Annotated in this window: 16 protein-coding genes; 11 read left to right on the top strand and 5 right to left on the bottom strand. The window is 34.1% G+C overall.

Translation table 11 applies throughout. The features are described from left to right. Window positions 1–156: 156 nt before the first annotated feature. Both H2O64_RS13735 and H2O64_RS13740 read left to right on the top strand, forming a co-directional pair. Entirely contained in the window at window positions 157–2,601 is a 2,445-nt protein-coding gene (locus H2O64_RS13735; protein ID WP_187562780.1) for a T9SS type A sorting domain-containing protein, read from the top strand. Between the two features lie 76 nt (window positions 2,602–2,677). Further along, window positions 2,678–3,445: a T9SS type A sorting domain-containing protein gene (locus H2O64_RS13740; RefSeq protein ID WP_187562781.1), complete on the top strand. Its 768-nt coding sequence runs from the start codon at window positions 2,678–2,680 to the stop codon at window positions 3,443–3,445. Between the two features lie 885 nt (window positions 3,446–4,330). Here H2O64_RS13740 and purE read toward each other — a convergent pair. Together purE and H2O64_RS13750 are read right to left on the bottom strand one after the other, a co-directional pair. Beyond that, window positions 4,331–4,816, bottom strand: a complete 486-nt coding sequence (gene purE, locus H2O64_RS13745) for a 5-(carboxyamino)imidazole ribonucleotide mutase (RefSeq protein ID WP_187562782.1) — start codon at window positions 4,814–4,816, stop codon at window positions 4,331–4,333. A 1-nt stretch (window position 4,817) separates the two neighbouring features. After that, window positions 4,818–5,972, bottom strand: coding sequence for a 5-(carboxyamino)imidazole ribonucleotide synthase (locus tag H2O64_RS13750; protein ID WP_187562783.1), 1,155 nt, complete (start codon window positions 5,970–5,972; stop codon window positions 4,818–4,820). 195 nt (window positions 5,973–6,167) lie between these two features. Here H2O64_RS13750 and H2O64_RS13755 point away from each other — a divergent pair, with 195 nt between their 5' ends. The 6 genes from H2O64_RS13755 to H2O64_RS13780 all read left to right on the top strand — a co-directional run bounded on the left by H2O64_RS13755 (window position 6,168) and on the right by H2O64_RS13780 (window position 11,616). Beyond that, the gene (locus H2O64_RS13755; RefSeq protein ID WP_187562784.1) at window positions 6,168–7,274 is read left to right on the top strand and encodes an adenylate kinase; all 1,107 of its coding nucleotides are present in this window, start codon (window positions 6,168–6,170) and stop codon (window positions 7,272–7,274) included. Window positions 7,275–7,323: 49 nt separating this feature from the next. Then, on the top strand, window positions 7,324–8,322 hold the full coding sequence (gene obgE / locus H2O64_RS13760; RefSeq protein ID WP_187562785.1) for a GTPase ObgE: 999 nt from the start codon (window positions 7,324–7,326) through the stop codon (window positions 8,320–8,322). A 174-nt stretch (window positions 8,323–8,496) separates the two neighbouring features. Further along, window positions 8,497–9,303, top strand: a complete 807-nt coding sequence (locus tag H2O64_RS13765) for a C39 family peptidase (RefSeq protein ID WP_187562786.1) — start codon at window positions 8,497–8,499, stop codon at window positions 9,301–9,303. Between the two features lie 91 nt (window positions 9,304–9,394). Next, window positions 9,395–9,835, top strand: a complete 441-nt coding sequence (locus tag H2O64_RS13770) for a hypothetical protein (protein ID WP_215907169.1) — start codon at window positions 9,395–9,397, stop codon at window positions 9,833–9,835. Window positions 9,836–9,871: 36 nt separating this feature from the next. Continuing rightward, entirely contained in the window at window positions 9,872–10,831 is a 960-nt protein-coding gene (locus tag H2O64_RS13775) for a hypothetical protein (RefSeq protein WP_187562787.1), read from the top strand. A gap of 92 nt (window positions 10,832–10,923) precedes the next feature. Beyond that, window positions 10,924–11,616 (top strand): Type 1 glutamine amidotransferase-like domain-containing protein, encoded by a 693-nt coding sequence (locus H2O64_RS13780; RefSeq protein ID WP_187562788.1) that lies wholly within the window; start codon window positions 10,924–10,926, stop codon window positions 11,614–11,616. A 204-nt stretch (window positions 11,617–11,820) separates the two neighbouring features. Here the strand turns inward: H2O64_RS13780 and H2O64_RS13785 are convergent, their stop codons facing one another. Continuing rightward, window positions 11,821–12,483: a carboxypeptidase-like regulatory domain-containing protein gene (locus tag H2O64_RS13785; RefSeq protein ID WP_187562789.1), complete on the bottom strand. Its 663-nt coding sequence runs from the start codon at window positions 12,481–12,483 to the stop codon at window positions 11,821–11,823. A 171-nt stretch (window positions 12,484–12,654) separates the two neighbouring features. Between H2O64_RS13785 and H2O64_RS13790 the strand changes: the two genes are divergently transcribed. Both H2O64_RS13790 and H2O64_RS13795 read left to right on the top strand, forming a co-directional pair. Next, window positions 12,655–13,020, top strand: a complete 366-nt coding sequence (locus tag H2O64_RS13790) for a VOC family protein (protein ID WP_187562790.1) — start codon at window positions 12,655–12,657, stop codon at window positions 13,018–13,020. Between the two features lie 196 nt (window positions 13,021–13,216). Beyond that, the gene (locus tag H2O64_RS13795; RefSeq protein WP_215907170.1) at window positions 13,217–14,569 is read left to right on the top strand and encodes an eCIS core domain-containing protein; all 1,353 of its coding nucleotides are present in this window, start codon (window positions 13,217–13,219) and stop codon (window positions 14,567–14,569) included. 51 nt (window positions 14,570–14,620) lie between these two features. Here the strand turns inward: H2O64_RS13795 and H2O64_RS13800 are convergent, their stop codons facing one another. Continuing rightward, window positions 14,621–21,262, bottom strand: a complete 6,642-nt coding sequence (locus tag H2O64_RS13800; protein WP_187562791.1) for an alpha-2-macroglobulin family protein — start codon at window positions 21,260–21,262, stop codon at window positions 14,621–14,623. A gap of 190 nt (window positions 21,263–21,452) precedes the next feature. On the opposite strand from H2O64_RS13800, the gene H2O64_RS13805 reads away from it, so the two are divergent. Further along, a complete protein-coding gene (locus tag H2O64_RS13805; protein WP_187562792.1) occupies window positions 21,453–22,589 on the top strand; it encodes a hypothetical protein in 1,137 nt (378 codons plus the stop codon). A gap of 72 nt (window positions 22,590–22,661) precedes the next feature. Here H2O64_RS13805 and H2O64_RS13810 read toward each other — a convergent pair whose 3' ends face one another. After that, window positions 22,662–22,907: a hypothetical protein gene (locus H2O64_RS13810; protein ID WP_187562793.1), complete on the bottom strand. Its 246-nt coding sequence runs from the start codon at window positions 22,905–22,907 to the stop codon at window positions 22,662–22,664. Window positions 22,908–23,002 lie beyond the last annotated feature (95 nt).

A 23,002-nucleotide genomic window follows, 5' to 3' on the forward strand; every position in this document is an offset into this window, starting at 1 on the left:
GGTCGATTTATGTGTTTGATCGAAATACAATATTTATAGTTGTAAGAAAAAGTTATCTTTAATAAGAGTGCATAAATTTATAGTAAATCGTTTTCTCTTAATTTTTGAAAGCCAAAGGTAAAGAATTTACGTATATAATTAAAAATTGCCCTAACAATGAAAAAGTTATTTTTATTAATCTTAGTCCTACTTAATATTTCTGTTGCAACTGCGCAACCACCTAATGATGGTTACTACTTAGATGGAGTCGATGATTTTATTGAATTAACCGATTCAGATAATATAAACACAACAACTGTCAATAACAGAACAATAGAAGGTTACTTTAAAGTTGATGATGCTACAAGTAGACAAGTAGTTTACAAAGAGGGTGGTGGTTCTCGTGGAATTGCTATTTATGTTGAAAATGACTATGTAGTTGTTGGTGGATACAATAGAGCCAATAACGATTATACACCGCGTTGGAATGGAACGTACTTTAGAGAGCCTATAAGTGATGATACTTGGTATCATGTGGCGTTGGTGTTTGATAATGTTTCTACACCAGTAAATGATCCAATAGCAGCTTCCGATAACACAAATTTGAAATGGTACTTGGATGGAACTTTAATGGATTCTAGAGCTGGTTTTGAAATTAGAAGTCATTCTGGAGATATTAACTTAGGTCGCTCAGATTCTAATGTGCGTTATCCAAATTGTGGAACTTGGACTTCTGGCGGAACTTCAGAATATTGTTTTGATAGCAATTCACAATCCAATTCAAATAATTACTTTGCTGGAAATGTTTGGGGATTTAGAGTTTGGGATGATGTGCGTACAGCAACTGAAATAGATGATAATAAAGATGTATTAATACTAACGGTAGGAACAAACAATTTAGTGGCTGCCTTAGATGGTGATACAATTTCATATTTAGACGATGATGATGATGTAGTTACTGATTCTGCAAGTAATAAAACGACCATTACTTGGTCAGCAACAGCAACAACTACAAGTTGGACCACAGGAACCAATTGGGTTGGCGGAACAGCACCTGATGCTACAAAGTTAGAATCAGTCGTGATTCCTTCCTCTACAAATTATCCTGTATTAACTGCGCATACCGTAGTTGGTGAACTTACAGTAAACGCAACTGCTTCTATTACTGTAAATGCAGATGCTACTTTGGATGTTTATTATGATCTGACAAATAATGGAACAATTACCATAGAAAATGATGGTGCGTTACTTTCTAGAGAGAACATTCCTGTAAAAGGGACAGGTGATTATGTGGTAAAGCGTGATTCTCCAAATTATACAAACAGATATTTCTATTCATATTGGTCAACGCCAATAGATGAAAGCAATAGTACAATTGCAACAATTTTTCCTAACGTTGCTGGATATAGCTACTATTGGAATGCATCTACTACAAATGCAGCTTGGAGTAGTAGTCATACGGATATGGAAGTTGGAAGAGGCTATGCATTGAGAGCAAATCATTATAATGTAGAAACAGCAATATATACTGGAACCGTAAATAATGGTGATATTAGTGAACCCGTATATTACACAGTTGATCCTAGTACCTCAGAATCTGGATACAACATCATCGGAAATCCGTATCCATCCGCAATTGATTGGGAAACATTTCAAAGTGATAACTCAGCTGCAATTCAAGGAACCGTTTATTATTGGAGACAAACAGATGCGCCAATTGGCGATAATTTATCTTCAGATTATATAGAATACAACAGTACAGGTTCAAACCCATTAGGCGCTGCCGACGGAAACATTGGAACGGCGCAAGGATTTGCTGTGCAAGCGAAAAGTGGCGGTACTGGAACAGTTACGTTTAAAAACACACACAGAGTTATTGCCAATAACGATCAATTTTTTAGACCAAACGGATCAATTGGTGCTTTTACTCCAGAATCAACAAATTCTAGCAATAGTCAAACAGATGGACGATTATCATTGCGTTTGTCAGGTAGCGGATTGTACGCAACACAATTACTAGGTTTTATCCCACAAGGAAACGTAAATTTTGACGATCAATATGATGGAGCTTTTATCAATGAAGGTGCTGGGATAGAGTTTTATTCATTTTTAGTAACTGATAAACTGGCTATTCAAGCATTGCCAACATTGACAAATTTGGATGTTGAAATTGCGCTAGGATACCAAGTATTATCAAGTGGAACGTATACATTAGAAATTGATGCTGAATATTTAAGTCAAGACTTTGATATTCTTTTAGAAGATAGATATCAAGGAACATTTACCGATTTAAGACAAACTTCGTACACATTTACCACAAGTCCAACAGAAGAAAATGATCGTTTCTTCTTAAACATTCAATATAAAAACACATTAAGTATAGAAGATATTGAAGTTGTAGGACAGCAAACAAATGTATTGTTTAAAAATAATGACTTAAGAACGATTACGAATCGCACAGATTTTGAAACAATTGTATTGTATGATATTTCTGGAAAGCAAATCATGCAACGTGAGTATTCTGAAACTGTAGCAATTCCACAAATATCTAGCGGAGTTTACATTGTAAAGTTTACAACGGAAAGTGGCATTGTTGTTTCCAAAAAAGTCTTAAAGTTTTAAAAGAATTCGTCTGTTAAAGTGAATTTTTCTATTATTGTAGTAGAGATTACAGAAAGTACCCTAAACCATCTCTTTTATGAAGATAAAATTACTGCTAATAATTTTATTTATTAGTTTGACGGCAATAGCCTACGGACAAGATTTTGGAACTCAAACAACTGGCCATACTTCTGAAAGTGACACAGACGGGCGTATTTCATTGCGATTGGCTGGTAATGGCTCTTTTTTAACACTTCTCATAGGATTCATTCCAGAAGGAACAGTTGGTCATGATAATGGATTTGATGGAAATTTTATCAATGATGGTGCTCCAATAGAATTTTACTCGTTTTTAGGCACTACACGACTTTCCATTCAGGCATTACCAGAATTAACAAATACAAACGTTCAAGTGGCTTTAGGATATGAACTCACGGCTGCTGCATCGTATACACTATCAATTGATGCAGAATTTCTAAGTACAGATTTTGATATCATTCTAGAAGATACCTCGCAAGGAACATTTACGGACTTACGACAAACTGGATATACATTTTCGGGTGTTATTGGTGAAGTAAATGATCGTTTCTTTTTGAACTTAAATTACCGCAGTGGTACACTAAGCATAGAAGACCTAGAAGAAACTAATACGGACGTACATGCCTATTTTATAAACGATATACTTTCGTTTCAAACTACACATACCGATTTAAAAACGGTAGAACTTTTCAATATAGCGGGCAAACGTATTTTTTCTGCGGACTATAAAAACAAAATTACGGCGCAAGGTCTCACCGATGGCTTCTACATTGTGCGTTGTACAACTGCTTCAGGCGCAAGAATTATCAAGAAAATAGTAAAATAAGCCTACTAAAACACACTTTGTCGATTATTTGTGTATTTCATCGATTCGTCGTGAAAACACTTTTTGCTATTGTTCAAACTACTAGATAATTAAGACTTTTGTCATGTTGATTTAGTAGAGATAATTTTTTTCATGATATAAAAATATATGTAACCTACTTGACACATTTTACAATGTTGATAGCCCCTATTAACTGTATTATAATTAAAATGGATTGGTTGATGTAAACCCTTTGAGCAAATGCTTGAAGGGTTTTTTAATGGCTCACTATGTAGTTAAAGTATGTGTAAAACAGTAGAAATACCTTTCATCGAATAGTTGATGCATTTAAACGAGAAAACGTATTTTAAATACTTTCAAAAGTTGGAAACAGTAGCAAAACAATACTTTTGAACCATCAATACAAACTACTATTTCCAAATTTAGTTTTGGGTAAAAAATGATTAATAATATGGTAGGTTAGTTTTATTTTTGAATGGTTTGTAAAGATAAAAAGCCGCTTCTCGAAGCGGCTTTTCTTATTTAAATTATGTTTGATTTAATAAGGTTTTTTCCGCGACGGATTCTTTTTCCGCAGTGTAGCAATTATTTTCCGTTAAGAATTTTTGAAGCCTTGAAAATCGCAGATTCATGAACTCATTAATTTGAAATAGAAAATTGTGAGCTAAAAAATTTAGGAAAATTATTGCGGTTTTAGCTTTCAGAATAGAAAGCTAAAAACACCTCTGGAAAAAGCGCACTTTCTTTTTTTCTTTTCTTTGTGCGAGCAAAGAAAACGAAAATTCATGAATTTTTTAATTTAAACTAAAAATGAACTATTCAATTCGAAATTTAAAAATAATAATAATTAAGCTTTTATCTTTTGTAAGTTATATAGAAATTAATTTATTTTGAAATTTCCTTAGCAGAAGTAATTACTTTCTGTTTTAATCCTTCTTTATACACTAAAATCTTATCGAGTACACATTTGTCGGAAGTTCCAATAATTTGTGCCGCCAAAATTCCGGCATTCTTTGCGCCATCCAGTGCAACAGTTGCTACAGGAACGCCACCTGGCATTTGTAAAATTGACAAAATAGAATCCCAACCATCAATAGAATTTCTCGATTTCACAGGAACACCAATCACAGGTAATGGAGACAATGAAGCAACCATTCCGGGTAAATGTGCCGCGCCGCCAGCACCAGCGATAATTACAGTAATTCCTCTTGTATGCGCGTTTTTTCCATAATCGAATAACTTCTCAGGAGTTCTATGCGCTGAAACAATATCAACTTCAATCTCAATATCAAAACCCTTCAAAATATCAATTGCTTCTTGCATTACAGGAAGATCACTCGTGCTTCCCATAATAATTCCCACTTTTGCCATATTATTTACTAATTACGTTAATTGTCTTTTTAACTTCTGCGGCAACTTTTCGTGCTGCTGCAACATCCTCGTTTACAATCGTTACATGTCCCATTTTACGAAAAGGGCGTGTTTGCTTCTTTCCATAAATATGTGGTGTCACGCCTTCCATTTGCATGATTTTTTCAATATTTTCATACACAACATCGCCAGTATGACCTTCGGCACCAACCAAGTTCACCATAATTCCGGCAACTTTACTTGCTGTATTTCCTAACGGAAGATTCAAAATAGCGCGAATGTGTTGTTCAAACTGATCGGTATAACTTGCTTCAATACTGTAATGTCCACTATTATGCGGTCTTGGCGCAACTTCGTTTACCAAAATTTCATCATTTTGTGTTTGAAATAGCTCTACAGCTAAAATTCCTGTATGTTGTAATGCTTCCGAAACTTGCAATGCTACTTTTTTCGCTTTCGCTTGAATATCCTCAGAGATTCTTGCTGGGCAAATTACATATTCAACCTGATTCGCTTCTGGATGAAATTCCATTTCTACCACAGGATATGTTTTAATTTCACCTGAAACATTTCGGGCAACAATGACAGCGAGTTCGTTTTTAAAATTGACCAATTCTTCACACATACATTCCACATTTGGCAAATTGTGCAAATCATCTAAGGTACGAACTACTTTTACGCCAGTTCCATCATAGCCAAACTGCGTACTTTTCCAAACAAAAGGAATTGAAATCACGTCATTTTGCACGCCATGCATCAATTCTTCCAGCGACATATAAATAGAAAAAGGAGCTGTCGGAATTTCATGTTTCTGATAAAAAAGCTTCTGAATTCCTTTATTCTGAATCGTTCGCAATGTTTTTGCTGATGGATAAACCTGTACGCCTTCATCTTCAAGCTTTTGTAAAGCATCGACATTTACATGTTCTATTTCAAACGTAAGTACATCTACGTTTTTACCAAAATTATACACCGTATCAAAATCCATCAAGTCGCCTTCATGAAACTCATTGCACGCTATTTTGCAAGGTGCTTCGGCACTTGGATCTAAAACCGTTGTATAAATATCAAACTTTCGGGTTGTATACAGTAGCATTTTACCTAATTGGCCGCCACCTAAAATTCCCAACTTAAAATTGGAGGAAAAATAATTCATGGAATTCACATTTTTAACAAAAGTACAAATCTAAAACGGTAAAAGTAAACTCGTAAAACGTTATTCATAAATCAATTTGTATCTTTGCACCTTTAAAATGATAAAATATCATTATTTAAAAGACATCAACGGGTAAAAATCTACTTTCTACATCACATAAAAAAAGTAGTTTTATCAAAAAAAAACATAGAAAACGTGATTAAATTACACGATAAATATTTCAAGAAATTCATCTCTGAAGCTAAAATTCAGGAAGCTGTCGCTAGAATGGCCTCAGAAATAGCGGATGACCTAAAAGATGAACAACCAATTTTCATTGGAATCTTGAACGGCGTATTTATGTTTTTCGCTGATTTCATGAAAGCGTATCCATTTTCATGCGAAATGAGCTTTATAAAATTGGCTTCTTATCATGGAACTTCTTCTACGGGAGACATCAAGGAATTGATTGGATTATCTCAAGACATTGAAGGAAGAACCGTTGTGGTATTGGAAGATATTATTGATACGGGAAATACGCTAGAAGAATTACACAAAATATTCAAAGCAAAAAAAGTAAAACAGTTCAAAATTGGAACTTTATTTTTTAAGCCTGAAGCATATCTTAAAACATACAAAATAGATTATATCGGGATGGAGATTTCGAACGAATTCATCGTAGGTTACGGATTGGACTATGACGAATTGGGAAGAAACTTACCCGAAGTTTATCAACTACACACACACAACATGATCAATTTAATTTTATTTGGAAAACCTGGAGCAGGAAAAGGAACACAAGCAAACTTCTTAAAAGAAAAGTACAACTTAGTACACATTTCTACGGGAGATGTTTTTAGATACAATATCAAAAACGGAACAGAATTAGGAAATTTGGCAAAATCATTCATGGACAAAGGCGATTTAGTTCCTGATTCCGTAACGATCAATATGTTGCAAGCGGAAGTAGAGAAAAATCCGGATGCAAATGGTTTTATCTTTGACGGATTCCCAAGAACAACGGCACAATCAGAAGCATTAGATACTTTCTTAGAAACAAAAAACATGACAATTTCGGCAACGATTGCTTTAGAAGCTGACGACGAAATTTTAATTGAACGTTTGTTAGAACGCGGAAAAGATAGTGGACGACCTGACGATCAAGATGAAAATAAAATTAGAAACCGTTTTGACGAATATAATGAAAAAACAGCTCCATTAATCAACTATTACAAAGCGCAAAATAAGTTTTACAGCGTAAATGGTATTGGATCAATTGAAGAAATAACCACACGATTAAGCACAACAATCGACCAATTATAATATTTAGAGTAGAAAGAAACCACGTCTCACAATATAAAACGACGATACAATGACAGATGGAAATTTTGTAGACTACGTAAAAATGCACGTTACTTCTGGAAACGGAGGAAAAGGCTCAATGCATTTACTACGCGAAAAATACAACGCTAAAGGTGGTCCAGATGGTGGCGATGGCGGACGTGGCGGACATGTTATTCTACGAGGAAATAAAAACCTTTGGACACTTTTTCACTATAAACTTAAAAGACACTTTAAAGCCGAGCATGGTGGAAATGGAAGTTCAAATAGAAGTTCAGGTGCTGATGGACAAGATGTATACTTAGATGTTCCATTAGGAACTGTTGTAAAAGATTCATTGACCAACGAAGTACTTTTTGAAATTACGGAACACGGCGAAGAACGCATTGTTGCGGAAGGTGGAAAAGGCGGACGCGGAAACTGGCATTTCAAATCGCCAACAAACCAAACACCACGCTACGCACAACCTGGAATTCCGTGTGAAGAAAAAGATATATTACTTGAATTAAAAGTATTGGCAGATGTTGGATTGGTAGGATTTCCAAATGCTGGAAAATCAACCTTGCTTTCTGTAATAACTTCGGCAAAACCAAAAATTGGCGATTACGAATTCACAACGTTGAAACCAAATTTAGGAATTGTAGAATACAGAGATTACAGATCGTTTGTGATGGCAGATATTCCTGGAATCATTGAAGGTGCTTCCGAAGGAAAAGGATTGGGACATTATTTCCTAAGACACATTGAGCGTAACTCAACCTTACTATTTTTAATTCCTGCGGACAGTCCTGATATTTCCAAAGAATACGACATCTTACTCAACGAATTAAAAAAATACAATCCTGAATTGCTCGATAAAGAGCGTTTCATCGCGATTTCTAAGTCAGACATGTTAGACGATGAACTCATGGAAGAAATGAGCATAGAACTCAAAAGAGACTTAGATACTCCGTTTATGTTTATCTCTTCTGTTGCCCAACTGGGTATTGTGGAGTTGAAAGATAAACTTTGGGAAATGTTGAATGCCTAATAGTTCATTTGATATAAGACTCAAATAATTTTATAATACGTAAATGCACTATTTTAAAAAGGGAAAATTCCCCTCTTGAAATAGTGTATTCACTGTGTTTATCAATGTTTTATGAATTTATATTTGTGGAAAACCTTCAAAGTGAAGGCACATATAATTCATAAAAATTTAACTATGCCAAGAGCAAAACGCCTTATTTTAACAGGTACTCCTCCTTACGATCAAGATTATATTACAAATCATAAAAACAGACAAGTAATGGCTGGTTGCGGACCTGTGGCAGCGTTAATTATGATGTCGTATTATGATAGAAGACACGGATACAGGCGGTTGATTCCTTCTAGGGAAGAAATGACGAGCGGAATGCCAAAAAATATTCTTTTAAAGTTGCGCAAAAAAATGAAAACGTCTTACTACGGAATCAAAGGGCGTGACAAACAATGGTATGGACTTACCTTGCCAGGCTTCTTTAGGAGTGGATTGCGATCGTATATTAAAGATTTTTATGATGTACGAACGTATTCAAAAGCATCTACAGGATTCAATACGTTAAAAGGAGTTTTTGAAAAATCTGTGGAACTATTAGATCAAGGAAAAGTGCATGTGATGTTGTTAGATTATGGAAAGAAAAAGATGTGGAGAAAAGGCGGAAGAATTATTGATTTCCCAACACATTATGTGGTAGTTGTAGGCTATAACAAATCGGGAAGGAAAAACGAATTGGTTGTTAATAATGGATTAGGAGATAACTTTGAAATTATTGACATGAAAGACAAAGGTATCAAACCAGCACGTATATATTGGATTAGCATGAAAGACGAAGCAGATGGCGCAAGAGATGCACACGATATTGGTCCAGATTGTAATTACAAATGGTCAGGCGGAAACTTAATTCCTGATGGAATCAATTGGGGGAAATCTGATAAAGCATATTCATATATCAGAAACTCAGAAATAAAAAAATGTATTTGGTACAAGTAAAAACGATCAAATCATAAAATACTTTTTAAAAGCGACTTCTCAAAGTCGCTTTTTTTTGTATCTTTTTTTTAGAAACAAACACTCAGTTAGTATGCGATCCATTAAGTTGAAATATTTAGTAATAGTACTTTTTTTAATTTCGATTCAGTTTTCGTTTTCACAAAAAAGCGAACGGATCTCCACCGTTGATTTCATTCAGATTGTAGATAATAATAGGGAAGAAACATTATTTTACTATGAATACAATTGGAAAGCATTACGTGCAATAGCACTAAAGAAAAACTATATTGCTTCTTTTGAAATTATGGAAACACCCTATTCTGCGGAAGCACCATTTCACTTGATGTTGATTACAACGTATGCAAACAAAGTGCAATATGAACAACGTGAAAAACACTTTCAAGAACTCATCAAAGCGAAAGGAAAGTTGCTATTATTAAACGATAAAATACCGAGCGAGTTTAGAATAAATTTATTTCACAAAGAAAATGTAATGCATCAATCGAAAGAAATTTTGGTTAGGAAAAATTAAAGAAATATCTTTCTATCATAAAAAGTAGGTAGTGCCATGAAAAAGTATTTAGCATTGTTGTTCTTCATGTTTTGTGTTCATTTCTGTATATCACAAAACATACGTATTGAAAATGAAACTGCTTATGTAGATGACAAAGTATATGTGAAAATTGAAAAACAAAGCAAACGTAAGTATATTATTTATGATGTAAAAACGAATGAAAAGCTTCTAAAATTTACTAGAGAATCTAAATTTAATCAAAGAAATCAAAACTATGATGCATTTATAAAGGTTTATTTTTTTGCGATTAAAAAAGATTTGATCTTTCGTGATATAACCATTCATGATGAAAAAGATATTATTCAGTTTCTACATGAAGAGTATGTGTTTTTGACTCATAAAATCGTCACAACAGCGACTATTTTAGAAGATTATAAACGTTTAAGTGCTAGAGCAAAGTGTGATAAAATATTGAAAAATGATTTTACGCAAATCGTTAACGATCATTTTATTTCGGTAGCAGGTAAAGACACTATTGTATTGAATGAAATAAAGTATCTATGTGTTTACACTGCATTTTACACTAAAAAAGCCATGTATGACCGTTATGGAAAATGGCATAAATCTATTTTACCGTATCCAGGTTCGCATCGTCCGAACTTAGTTTGGAATAATATTAAGTTATTAGATAATGTAGATAAAAAATTCACAGTTATAGCTAGAGGTTATGAAGGACAAAGGGCAATGTATGCGTCTATGATGATTTTGGATGAACAAGGAAAAGATATGTTGCATGCAGATGCTCCATATAGATTTCAATTGGTAGAACTCTTTGGAAGCTATATCAAAAATAATTCTAGTAATAGAGGTTTTTACAAAGCCTATTGGACAACATTTGATCCGGAACGCTGGAAGCAAATACAAGAACATAAAAGAAGAAAAAATACTACACGTGCGCGATCTCCGTTCTATCAAAAACCAAGTCAACCAAGAACTACAATACGTGATAACTAACAATAGTTTTTAAGTAAAAAAATAAATTTCAAATATATACTTTGACTCCAGTAATCTAAGGAAGTCCAAGAAGTCTAATAATCTAAAAAAAAATGAACCCAACACAAACACTATTCGTTTACGGCGGACAAGTCAATCAAGAATTTGTAAAATATACTGCCAAACTCACAGGGAAAAAGAAACCGCGAATTTGCTTTTTACCAACCGCAACAGGCGATGCACTTTGGTACATAAACTATTGGTACGAGTTGTGTCACGATTTAGAAATAGAACCGCATGTGTTAAAAGTTTGGATCAATTCGAGCATGCAAGATTGGGATTTTGAAGATTTTCTACTGCAAATGGACGCAATTATTGTTGGAGGCGGAAATACCTTAAACATGATGACGTTGTTAAAAGCGCATGAAATTGATTTGGCATTGAAAAAAGCGTACGATCATGGAATTATCTTAGCTGGCGGAAGCGCAGGTTCGTTGTGTTGGTTCAATGGTGGATTTACAGATTCGCGACCTAAAGAACTCACGTTTGTAGAAGGTTTCAACTTCTTGCCGTTCAGTCACTGTCCGCATTACCATTCGGAGCCGTCGCGTCGTCCGTTATTTCATAGCAACATTCAAAAAGAAATTCTAACAGACGGTTATGCTTGTGATGACTTATCAGGAATTGTATTTGAAAACGGAAAACCCGTCAAAGCCATGTCGTTAGACGAAAATAATCATTCGTACTACGTATACAAAAAAGATGGTGAAGTTGTGGAAGAATGCTTGGAATCGGAAATTGTATAGCAATTAGCTTCTAGCCTTTAGCTGTTTGCATTTGGCTTTTATTATGTCACATCGAGCGCAGTCGAGATGTAAAGTATTCTCAATACTATTTTTTCATTTCGGCTAATGCCTACATGAGAAAAATCACTCGAATTGACGGTTTTGAGATAGAATTTCGTTGAGTTCACATTAAAACTTTTTCATTTAAAATTTAGCGTTTTGAATTTATGATTTCACGGCTTTCTTAGTTTCCAAAATATTCCCATCAACTACGGTGCGAATCAAATAGATTCCTTTTGGTTGTGTTGACAAATCAATTTGTGGAATTTTTGAAAGTTTCGTGTGCGTTTTGGTTTGAATCAATTGACCATTCATATTAAAAACTTCCACTGTAATTGTATTGTATGTTTTATCCAGCTGTAGCTGAAATAATCCATTTGCAGAAGGATTTGGGAAGAGAGAAGTTAAACTTTCATTCGTAGAAATTCTTTTGAAATCTTCGCTTACAGTTTCAGATGTCATAGTAGTGGGACAACAACACCATTTTGATGAACAAATAGTTCCTCCATACGCTACAATTGTTACAGCTTCTAATTTCTCCCACTCAGAGTTGAGTGTAATCGAAAATTCTTTTTGATCACCAATTATAATTTCTTTTGTTTCAAACCCTAAATAGGAAATCACTAAAGTATCTTTTGGATGTGCGTCAAACGCGAATTGTCCCTTTTTGCCTGTAATTTTTCCTTCTTTTGAATTTTTCACGATTACATTCGCGTCAGCAAGAACATTTTTATCTTCGTCATAGACAGTTCCTGAAATTGTGTTGCTTTGCGCGAAGCCAAAAAAAGTAATACTGAAAAATAGTGTGAATAGTAAAGTTGATTTCATAAAGTTTTTATTTGATTAGAATAATTTTGTCATTCCTGCGTAGGCAGGAATCTATAATCATGATTCATTGATTTTGAATCAAAACTATTGTATATTTCATTTATATAAAACCAGCAATGCGTGAACAACTCTTTTGAGTGAGTGAAACGGATTGTTTTTAAAATCATCCGTATGAAGTATAACATAAAATCTATTCGCGCTTTTATTGGCGCAAAAGATTACGAAATTTCACGACGTTTTTATCGCGATTTGGGTTTTGAAGAAATCCAGCTACCACATAATATGTCGTATTTCAATTTGGGTAATTTTGGCTTCTATTTGCAAAATGCATACGTAAAAGATTGGGTAGACAATACCATGATTTTCATGGAAGTTGAAAACTTGCAAAACCATTTAGAAGCAATTAAAAAGTTAGAACTTCCTGCCAAATATGAAAAGGTTCGTGTTTCTGAAATCAATTATAACGATTGGGGAAATGTATTTTTTATGCACGATCCGTCAGGCGTTTTGTGGCAGATTGGCGAGTTTTCAAAGTGATGTACATTTTGTAAGTAACCTACGTTTTTCTACCTGAATTCAATTCAGTATTCACATTAATTAAATCATTTTTCAATAATTTGTAATCTATATCTTAACTTTATAAGAATGCTATTTTGGTAATTGTAAAATGATTATGAATTCTTATCAAGAAAAAAAGACAAAGAGGACACGGAAGTCTGTTGCAAATAAAGTCATGCAACAACAGACAGCTTCGTCTGTTTTTCAATTTGAAGACAATCGGCCAGAATCAGTTGCGCAATTGAAAATGAAAGAACGATTAGAAGCAACAAATTCATCAAATCCAATTCAACAAAAGAAAAATGATACAGGATTGCCAGACAAACTAAAATCGGGAATCGAAAATCTTTCGGGTCATAGTATGGACGATGTAAAAGTTCATTACAATTCGAGTAAACCTGTGCAACTCAATGCACATGCTTATGCACAAGGTTCTAATATTCATATCGCATCAGGACAAGAAAAACATTTACCGCATGAAGCTTGGCATGTAGTACAGCAAAAACAAGGTCGTGTAAAACCCACAAAACAACTCAAGCAAAAAGTCAATATCAATGATGATGTCGGTTTAGAAAAAGAAGCAGATGTTATGGGCGCAAAGGCAATGCAATTGAAAGCTCAAGAAAATGTCAGTGTTCATAAGAACGCTTACAAATCTTCAACGGCTCAGTTAGAAGGAAACAAAGTCAAAAAAACAGTACAATATGGACTCGGAAGTTTACTCGTTGGAGCAGCTTTTGGGCTTTTAATAAATAGTCAGCCTGAATTTTATGGACAAGCACTTGCTAGTGCTGCTGCTGTTTTTTTACCAACGTTTCTTGGCGCGGTAACTGGTTTTATGAAAGGAAAAAAGCAAGATGATGATGATGCCGCAGAATGGGCGAGTTTACAACCAATATTAAAAACTTTTCCAAACAATCAACCTCAGGCTTTAGAAGATGAAGTAGAAACATATAAAGCACAAGTGGCGTTTGATGAAGGGCTTTCTTTTTTAGTTAGTTATAGAAATAAAAGAGGATTCGAAAGAGCTCTAAATTCTGGACAGAAATTTATTTGGGTGTATAAGACAGATAAAGATTTGAGAATTGGTAGTCCAGAAAATAATCAACATTCAGTAGTTGGGGGTGGGCAACCAGTTTACAGTGCAGGAGAAGGAGTGAAACCCTCTAAAGCTGGTAAAATTGCTGATTTAAGAGGAACAATTAATGTACTCGAATTAAAAGTTAGAAAAGCGTCGGATGGTCGTGGTACTTATGAAGGTATGTTAATGGAAAATAAAGCTAAATTAGAACAAGAGTTAAAGAAAATTACTAGACAGCAACAGGCAGCAAGTGATGTTGTTCATATCAATTTGCGAAGTGGTCATTATGCGCCGATAATAGATATGGATAGATGGCAAATTTCTGTATATGCATGGAAACAAGCAGGCTACAAAGCACAAAGAATGCCAGGTGGAAGTTTTCTTCCTAAGCAAGATGCTCATGGAGGTGAAGAAGAAAAATCTGCAGAACATAAAAAAAATAAATAATCTGTATAAAAAAAGTCGTTTCCAATTAATTTAGAAACGACCTTATATAGCTTACTCCACTTTAATCCGAATACCTTTTGTATGACTTCTAAATTCTGGCGCGTACATGCTTTCTATAGTGGTGATTCCATTTGAAAATTCCCCCGAATTGTTCACTCGAACTTCATATTCTAAGATAAAAATACCTTTCGGAATTCGGTCAAAAAAGAAATTTGTGCTTGCATCACGCGTGCTTTCATAATATCCAATTCCATCTTGCCATTTGTAACGCGATAATACATTTACAGGTTCTAAACCTGCCGCACGCATATCTTTTAAGTGAATAAATTCAGCGTTTTTTGTGTTGGTAATTGTCAGACGAACGGTAATTAAATCGCCAATAGTCAGTGATTTTTTAGCAAGTGGCACTAAGGCTTCTTCGTTGTTTATATTTTCTTTTACATACAACTCTTTGGTAACTTGTAACGAGACATTATCATTTTGTGTGATGTTTTCCAATTCTTCAAAATATTGCCAATATACACCTCCAAAACTAGCTGTTTTACCATTGTTTTGAATCTTAATTGTTGCTTTATCTTTTGTAATTGCTGCTTTGTTCCAAGAAGTTTTAAAATAACCTGTACCAGCTTCTTTTTCGGTTTCGTTTAATTTTTTTGTGTTGATTTTCTCCGTTCCTACAGTCACGATTGTATTGTCTTTGATAGAAACGAATTCCTTCGGATTCAACAATAATGCATAAATCGCTTTTGTGGTAGCTTTTGTCGTTGCCCATTGCGAAGTTTGTTTTTGTTGCAACAACCACAATTGCAATTCTTGAACAATCTCATCATTTTTTGTAATTTCTGAAAAAGCTTCAATCAATAACGCTTGTTTTTCTATCGCGGATGAACTGTAATAACGTGAATTTGTAAACTCTTTCCAATACATGCCAGATTCCGTAGTTTTTACGGCAGTTTCTTCTAAAGAATTCATGATTTTCTTTGCGTCGCTGTGTTTGCCCATGCGTTCTAATGAAAGTGCTAACATTGCTTTTTGTTCCAATGACAATAAGATCCAATCTTTTTGTAAAACGTCTAGATACCGATTCATTGTTCTTTTTACATCTTTTGAAGTGTTGATGTGATTTTCCAATAGGCTTCGGATATACAAATAGCGTAATTGTGAAACGTAATTTTCGTTGCTTGGCGATTTGAGATTCTCTGAATTCATTTTTAAAAATTCCACATCTGCATATTTGCAAGCGTTTTTCATGATGCTGTACAAGTCTGATTTTTTATCAGTAATCACATTCAATTTTACCAAATGCGCATACGTTTGTAAGATGTGAAGTGTGATGTATCCGTTTTCGTTTCCACCAGCAAACCATGGAAATCCACCAGAACTTTTTTGTAAATCTTCTAACTTCAACCACATTTCTAATTGTTGTTCTTCTAAAAGTTTTGGATCAAATAATTGTGCCAAGCGTTGTTTCTTTTCGGTTTCTGAAGCTGCATCGCGAACCCAAGGAGTTTCTGAAATTAACAAGCTTTTCAATTCGGAGTTTTTCTCTAAATCTGATACCAATTGTCCGTTTGCTTTCCACGATTCAAAGACTTCTTTTATTTTAGGAGAACTTTGCAAAATATGTGTCACAAGTACGTTGGCATACAAACGCGAGAAAGTTTGCTCGGCACATTCATACGGATATTCCAATAAATATGGCAACGATTGTATTGCGCTCCACGTTGGATTTGACGTGTATTCTAAAGTCAATTTGTGTTGCTTCAAGCTTGCACTTGTGTTGTTGGCAAGTTTGCTAAATGTCACTTCTTTTTCTTCACCAGCTTTGACCCAAATTGGTTTTGCTTCCGTGACAAGAATACTATTTTTTAGTACTGGCAACGCACTTTCTTCTCCATCCGAGAAATTTCCCGATTTAGCGATTACTCTATATTGAATAGCATCAAAACCTTCTGGAATATAGAGTTTCCATGATACATTTGTATTGCCTTTCGCATCAATTGTAAAGGATTTGTTTTTTTCTTCTAGATGAATTTTTGCATCTATAGATTCCATCGTAAGTGCATCAAATAAACGTAATGAAGCAATTCCTTTGGTTGCTTTATTTTGAAGATTGACAATTTTAGACGTAATGACAATTGTATCTTTTTCACGTAAAAAACGCGGCATATTTGGCACAACCATCAATTCTTTTTGTGTGACTGCATTTTTTTCAATGCTTCCGAATATTCCATCTTTTTGATGTGCTACTAATTGAAATTTCCAACGCGTTAATGATTCTGGTGCTTCAAATTCGACTAATACATTTCCTTCGGAATCCGTTCGCAAATGCGGATAGAAAAAGGCAGTTTCGTTTAAGTCTTTTCGCGTTTCAACAGTATCTAAATCTTCTTCTGTTAGCCCGACAATCACTTGCATACCATCAATAGTTTCTGTACGCGTTCCGTATTTTGTGGTAATAATAACAACTCCGTTTGCACCTCTAGCTCCATAAAGTGCCGTAGCTCCTGCATCTTTTAAAACACTCATGGAAGTAATATTATTTTGATTCAAATTTTTGAAAGCATTTTCATCCACAGGAACACCATCTACCACAAATAATGGAGCGTTATTTTGTTGTAACGAACTAGTCCCTCTAATGATAATAACACCATTTGCACCGGGTTGTCCACTTCCCGTAGAAATATTTAATCCGGCAGAAGAACCTTGTAAAATTTGATCTAATCTGCCATCTCGTATCGTACTTACAGATTCTCCATTTACGGTAATTAACGCAGCAACCGAGCTAACATGCCTCGTAGAAATTCCATAGGCAACAACCGTTACTTCTTCTAGTTGACTCATATCACCTTGTAAGGATACATTGATATTGTTTTTAGCTTCAATAGGTATTTCTTGCGAAGTAAATCCTACGTAGCTAATGACCAATGTATCATCCGCAGAAGCATTAATTGTATACAAACCATCAAAATCTGTTATAGTTCCTGTTGAAGTTCCTTTTATAACTACTGCTGCGCCTGGCAATGGCAATCCATCTTCATCAAATATATGTCCCGAAATAGTTCCTGAAGAAGCCTTTGTGTGTTTTGTTTTTTTCTTCTCTTTAAGGCGTTTGATGTGTTTGTAATTAGTACTGAGTAAGTTGTTAAAGTTTAATCCAAACCAATTAAACCTTAAGTAGTTTCTAAAATTTGGAATGTTTATTTCACTCGTTATATTGTAAAATTTATTAGAATGCGAAACATCAAAATATGTATCTTCTACACGCGGTGTGGAATAACGACTTCTGTTAAAGTAATAGAAATTAAGATCCCAAGAATGTCGTTTGAATTGATCTAACGATTCATCATACATCGAAGCTAATATTTCGGCATTACTACCTTTGTTTTCTACATCGAGAATTTTAAATCGCCATGTTTCTTTTTGTCCCGGTTGGAGTTTGTTGCGAAACGTTGAGGTTTTGATATCGAGAAATTTATTTTCTTCGTACAGACTGAATGTAAAATCTTCATAATCAAAGCTATTAAATTTTGTATGACTCATCCTAATTGTGATGCTTTCCGTAAAGCTTTTATCAACAGGAATTTTTACAATTTTTGAACCTTTGTCAATACTTGTTGCTTGTGACAATACTAATTTTTCTTTGTGAAATAAATGCAGTTGTACATTCAGCGTATCATCGCGCAAAGCGGTAGAAAGCTTTAGTTTTACATAACCGTCATCTCTGTAATCGGTATTTAATACAGTATATTCAAAAAGTTTCTGATCGGGCAAATACGTGTCGTCAATATTGGTAAGTGTAATTTTTTGATCAACAAAAATGGTGTCTTGCACGGTTTCATCAAAAGTAAAACCTTCAACAATATAACTGCCTGATGTCCAAGAAGTAGCATTAAACGTATGTTTGGTGTTTTTTTCTGTATTGAAATCTACATTGGCAACGAGTGCTCCTTTTTCCCATTGGTCTTTATTTTCGCTTGCTGTATACGAATCATGCGGAAATTGCTTGACGAATGCTGCTTTGGAAAGCGTTTGAATTTCAGGAAAATCCCAAGGACGTTTGCGCACTATACGTTCCGGACTTTTTAGTTTGTATATTTTTAAATTTCCATTGATGGTTACAGGAACACGGTTTACATCTCTCGCATTGATGGTAATTTCCAAAGGATTTTTGCGATCAGATTTCCATGGCATTTCCAATCTAAAATCAACTCCTTCCGAATTGACAATGATTGTTTTTTCAGCAGTTTGCGTTTCTCCGTTAAGGTCAATTACTTCAATAGAAACCTCATAACTGTATGCATATAAATCTTTTATGTCAATTGTTTCATCAATTGTAGTTGCAAACGGAATCGTAAAGTTTCCTTTTGCATCCGTTTGAATGGTTTCTTCAGCAATGATGGTTTCTTTTAGATACTCAGGATATTTTTTTCTTTGTTGGTATGCAATGTTTGTGCTACGGTTTACGCTGTAGCTTACTTTGGCATTTGTAATTGCGCTTCCTAATAATGCTTTTGCTTTTCCAGTTATTTTTACAGAATCTTTGAATTTTATGTTTTTAGTCAATTCGTCGAGTGTTACTTCAAAACGCGGTCGTTTGTATTCTTCTACTTGAAAATAGAATTGCGTAGCATCAAACTCGTCTAAGTAATCCCAAAACGGATGTTCTTCTTCTTCGTAATCATCATCTTCATCCACTTCAATCAAATATTCGCCCGTAATGCCATTTTTTGGAATTTTGAACGAACCACTAAACGAACCATATTCGTTGGTTTTTAAGCGAAATGTTTTTAGCTCACTTTCTTGCGATTCCAGGATCACTTGACAATATACATTTGGAACTACGGAACTGACACCATTTTTTTGTTGGAGCAAAATTCCTTTAAAATACATTGTTTGTCCGGGTCTGTAAATGCTTCGATCTGTAAAAATAAAAGGCTTGGCTTTTAACTCTGTATTTTCGTCCGTGTCGCCTTTTTCATAATTATATCCTAAAGATGTATTATTTGTATACAACGTATCATTTTTAAAAGTGATAAACTTTTTGATACTTCTTTTTCCTTCACGCTTGCGAATTCGAGCATTTCCTAACCAATCGGTTCTCGCTATTTGATTGATAATTTTTTTCTTATCAAAAACTTTAATTGTTGCATTGTGGATTGGTTTTCCTGTTTCACGATGTACAATCGTATGCACATTTTCATCATTGAGTTCCGTGATTGTTTCAGATAAATTGGTCTTTTGAATGATCGTATACGAAAATATATTCTTCCCTTTTTCGTCGCTTGAAACATCAGAAAATAGAACCAAATATCTCCCCAAAGGAAGTGCGGGAATGCTAAGTTCAGTAGTGTGTTGGTAATAATCTTTTGGCATTTCCGGAAGGTATAATTGTTCCAAAACTACCTTGTGATTGTTTATGTAATCTCTTATCACAGAATCACGTTTGTTGAATTGTATATTTTCTAAAAATGTATGTGGAATGCGGTACGTATTTACCAAAATAGAATCTACACTTCTAAGTTTTACTTGTGCAAGCGAAGGTTTGTTTGGCACACTAAACGATTCCATTTTGAAACTTAAAACGTGTCTTAAAATATTTTTTTTGAGTAATTGACATTTGATGCCGCCTTCCGAAGTTGGATATTTTGCAACCATCGCTTCTGTAATCGCCAATGCGTCAACGCGAAGCTGATCAAAATTGGGGATTAAATACGTCCGGTAACTCGTAGAAGAAGTTTTAAAATAATGACCCGCAATTTCATACTGAATTAAGGCTTCTACAGGATCATTTTTATACAGTTCAGTCAATTCTTCTAAAGCCTTTACATACAGTTCACGGCCTAGTTGTTCACTTGTTTTACCACGAACAAACGCCAATCGTTGCAATACAATATCTAGATACGCTTCTTTGTTATTTTTATAGATTTTTTCAAGTTTTTGAAACAGTTGCATTGTGTTTGTGCGCGCTATTTCATCAAAATCGGTAGTGTCAAATTTTCGCTTCAGAAACGCATCGCCTAATAAAAAATCATTTGATCCATACGTATACGAATCGCCTCTTTTATGATTGTACGGAATCTCATTTTTGTAAAATTCCAACATATTATACACTAAAATATCATACAAGCTAGATCGAAAAATTTTCGTGTTTTCCTTTCCGTCCAAAAACGCCATATAATCTTCTACAGGAAGTTGTAGTAAGGTTTTTTCTTTCTGTATGGAATGTTGAAAATGTTTGTGGATTTGTGTGATAAAAATACGCGCATTCCACAAACTAAGATCTGCGGGAATGGTATCGGAAGCGATACTAGAGCGCGAACGAATTTTGTATTGGTATTTTTTAAAATATTGAAATAAAAATCGGGCGTATATATTTTCTAAAATAGCATTCGTAGGAAATGATTGTTTTGCAATTTCTTTCTGTAAACTTTCTAAAACTGTGACCTCTGAAGCTTCTGTAATTAGCAATGAAAACTTAGCACTGTATACAAAACTCTTTACTAGTTGCTCGGCATTTTGTTCCGTAGCTGCTTTTTTATGAATACGTTGTAAAATTCTATTGGCAGATGCTAATTTCCCTTTCAATTCAAGGGTTTCCACCTTTTCCCAATTCTTTTCATAATTGTATTGAGCAAGGCTAAACTGAAAGCAAAAAAACGTAAAAATACTAATGAGGTAAAAATTCTTCATCGGTTTTATATTGGTTGATATGGTAAATAACTACAAACCTGCATAAAGATACAATAACCGATTTGGGAACACGTACTATGAATTAGGGAAATGAGTTTTTAGTATTGAGAATTCAGTATTGAGAACTTAGATTTAATTTCTTTCAATCAACTACAATTCTTTTCTGTATCTTAGTTTCCAATACCATTCTATGAAAAACATTCTTTTAAGTTTCTTTTGTATGAGTTTCGCTTTCGCGAATGTACATGCGCAAGAATTACCAAAACCTGAACTTCCTTCCCCAGAAAACGCTTTTTACACCTATTTGGACAACGAACACATTTCGAATCCTTCTAAATATAAGGGAAATGTAAAAAAAGTAATCCGAACTCAAAAGGAATATATAGCAGGCATTTCGTCTACAACAGTTCAAAAAACAATATTATATGTTGATGCAAATGGTAATTTGGAAAAAACAGAAGTACGCGATTATTTATATGGCATTGAAGATTCAAAAATGGTTACCAATCATTTAGAATCTCCGAAAGCTACGATCAAAAAAGAAGGAAACAAAACCATTAAAATTATCAAAAGCGAAATCCTAGAAAATGATTTTGAATACGAACCAGATTTAAAAGGTGACGATCATTATGTATATGAAAATGATCGATTGGTAGCGTTTTACAACCACAATGATAGTATTTCGTATGTGTATGATGCAAAAGACAGATTGATTGAAATCAAAATGTTTGAAAGTTTAGTGATGGAAGAATATAACGATGAAGATGATTCTGTCACCTATCTTCGCAGTGTTTTTGAAGACAAAGCGTTGTTTAAAGTAACTTATAAGAACGGACTTTTGACAACGAAAGAAGTCTACGACAAATTTGGTGAAGTCATCGATATTTACAAAACAACCTATACGTATACGGATGCTAATTTAATTGAACAGTTTCAAACCGTATACAAACGTTATTTATTTGATTATTACGATACTTCTATTCCGATAGAAACACAAAAATATGACGAATTTCCAGAAGTAGAATCGGCGGATAGTATCCGGAAAGCAACTTTTGAATATTCAGCAAAAAATAAAATAAGCGCTTATGCTAGGGAAGTTGGTAACGAAAAAGAAGCCTATAAAATTACGTTTGATGTGAATAATAGGATGCACATTGTGGAAGGTAATTTACAGTTTTATCAAAAAGGAAACCTTCAGAATTTAGAAGTCGAATACGAATACTTATATGAAGAAAAAGGAAATCCAAGCACGATAAAATCATATTATTATAGTGGAGACGAAAAAATATTGCACAAGGAAACAACTTTTGAAATTGAGTATTATTAATCTTCAATAATAAAAACGAACAGCGCCGAAATAGTCTATATTTCGGCGCTGTTCGTTTTCTTGTAAAGAAACTTATTTTTTACTCTTCTTTGCTTTTTTCACTTTCTTAGTAGAAGTTTTTGGCGTTTTATTTCCTTTTTTCGCTTTCTTTTTTCCAGTTCCTTTTTTACCTTCTGCTTTCTTGGTTTTTTTCTTCGCAGCCGCTTTTTTAGCTTTCTTCTTTGCTATTTTTTTAGCAATAACTTTCTTAGCATCTGCTTTCTTTACTTTTTTCTTAGAAGCTTTCTTTTTTGCGTCCTTCTTTTTGTCTTTACTCATGTCGGTTGTTTTTACGTTATCATTCCAAAGTTAATTAATTGATATGTAAATAGTGTTTTAATTAATAAAAAAAGCATTTTATCTTAAACCAACAA

The sequence above is a fragment of the Kordia aestuariivivens genome (assembly GCF_014397005.1).
Classification (GTDB): Bacteria; Bacteroidota; Bacteroidia; order Flavobacteriales; family Flavobacteriaceae; genus Kordia; species Kordia aestuariivivens.

Excerpts from the sequence above, each read along its gene's own strand:
- purE (WP_187562782.1), bottom strand. The coding sequence starts at position 4,816 with ATGGCAAAAGTGGGAATTATTATGGGAAGCACGAGTGATCTTCCTGTA.
- H2O64_RS13785 (WP_187562789.1), bottom strand. The coding sequence starts at position 12,483 with ATGAAATCAACTTTACTATTCACACTATTTTTCAGTATTACTTTTTTT.
- H2O64_RS13775 (WP_187562787.1), top strand. The coding sequence starts at position 9,872 with ATGAAAAAGTATTTAGCATTGTTGTTCTTCATGTTTTGTGTTCATTTC.
- H2O64_RS13765 (WP_187562786.1), top strand. The coding sequence starts at position 8,497 with ATGCCAAGAGCAAAACGCCTTATTTTAACAGGTACTCCTCCTTACGAT.
- H2O64_RS13790 (WP_187562790.1), top strand. The coding sequence starts at position 12,655 with ATGAAGTATAACATAAAATCTATTCGCGCTTTTATTGGCGCAAAAGAT.
- H2O64_RS13740 (WP_187562781.1), top strand. The coding sequence starts at position 2,678 with ATGAAGATAAAATTACTGCTAATAATTTTATTTATTAGTTTGACGGCA.
- H2O64_RS13780 (WP_187562788.1), top strand. The coding sequence starts at position 10,924 with ATGAACCCAACACAAACACTATTCGTTTACGGCGGACAAGTCAATCAA.
- H2O64_RS13810 (WP_187562793.1), bottom strand. The coding sequence starts at position 22,907 with ATGAGTAAAGACAAAAAGAAGGACGCAAAAAAGAAAGCTTCTAAGAAA.
- H2O64_RS13770 (WP_215907169.1), top strand. The coding sequence starts at position 9,395 with ATGCGATCCATTAAGTTGAAATATTTAGTAATAGTACTTTTTTTAATT.
- obgE (WP_187562785.1), top strand. The coding sequence starts at position 7,324 with ATGACAGATGGAAATTTTGTAGACTACGTAAAAATGCACGTTACTTCT.
- H2O64_RS13795 (WP_215907170.1), top strand. The coding sequence starts at position 13,217 with ATGCAACAACAGACAGCTTCGTCTGTTTTTCAATTTGAAGACAATCGG.
- H2O64_RS13800 (WP_187562791.1), bottom strand. The coding sequence starts at position 21,262 with ATGAAGAATTTTTACCTCATTAGTATTTTTACGTTTTTTTGCTTTCAG.
- H2O64_RS13735 (WP_187562780.1), top strand. The coding sequence starts at position 157 with ATGAAAAAGTTATTTTTATTAATCTTAGTCCTACTTAATATTTCTGTT.
- H2O64_RS13805 (WP_187562792.1), top strand. The coding sequence starts at position 21,453 with ATGAAAAACATTCTTTTAAGTTTCTTTTGTATGAGTTTCGCTTTCGCG.
- H2O64_RS13750 (WP_187562783.1), bottom strand. The coding sequence starts at position 5,972 with ATGAATTATTTTTCCTCCAATTTTAAGTTGGGAATTTTAGGTGGCGGC.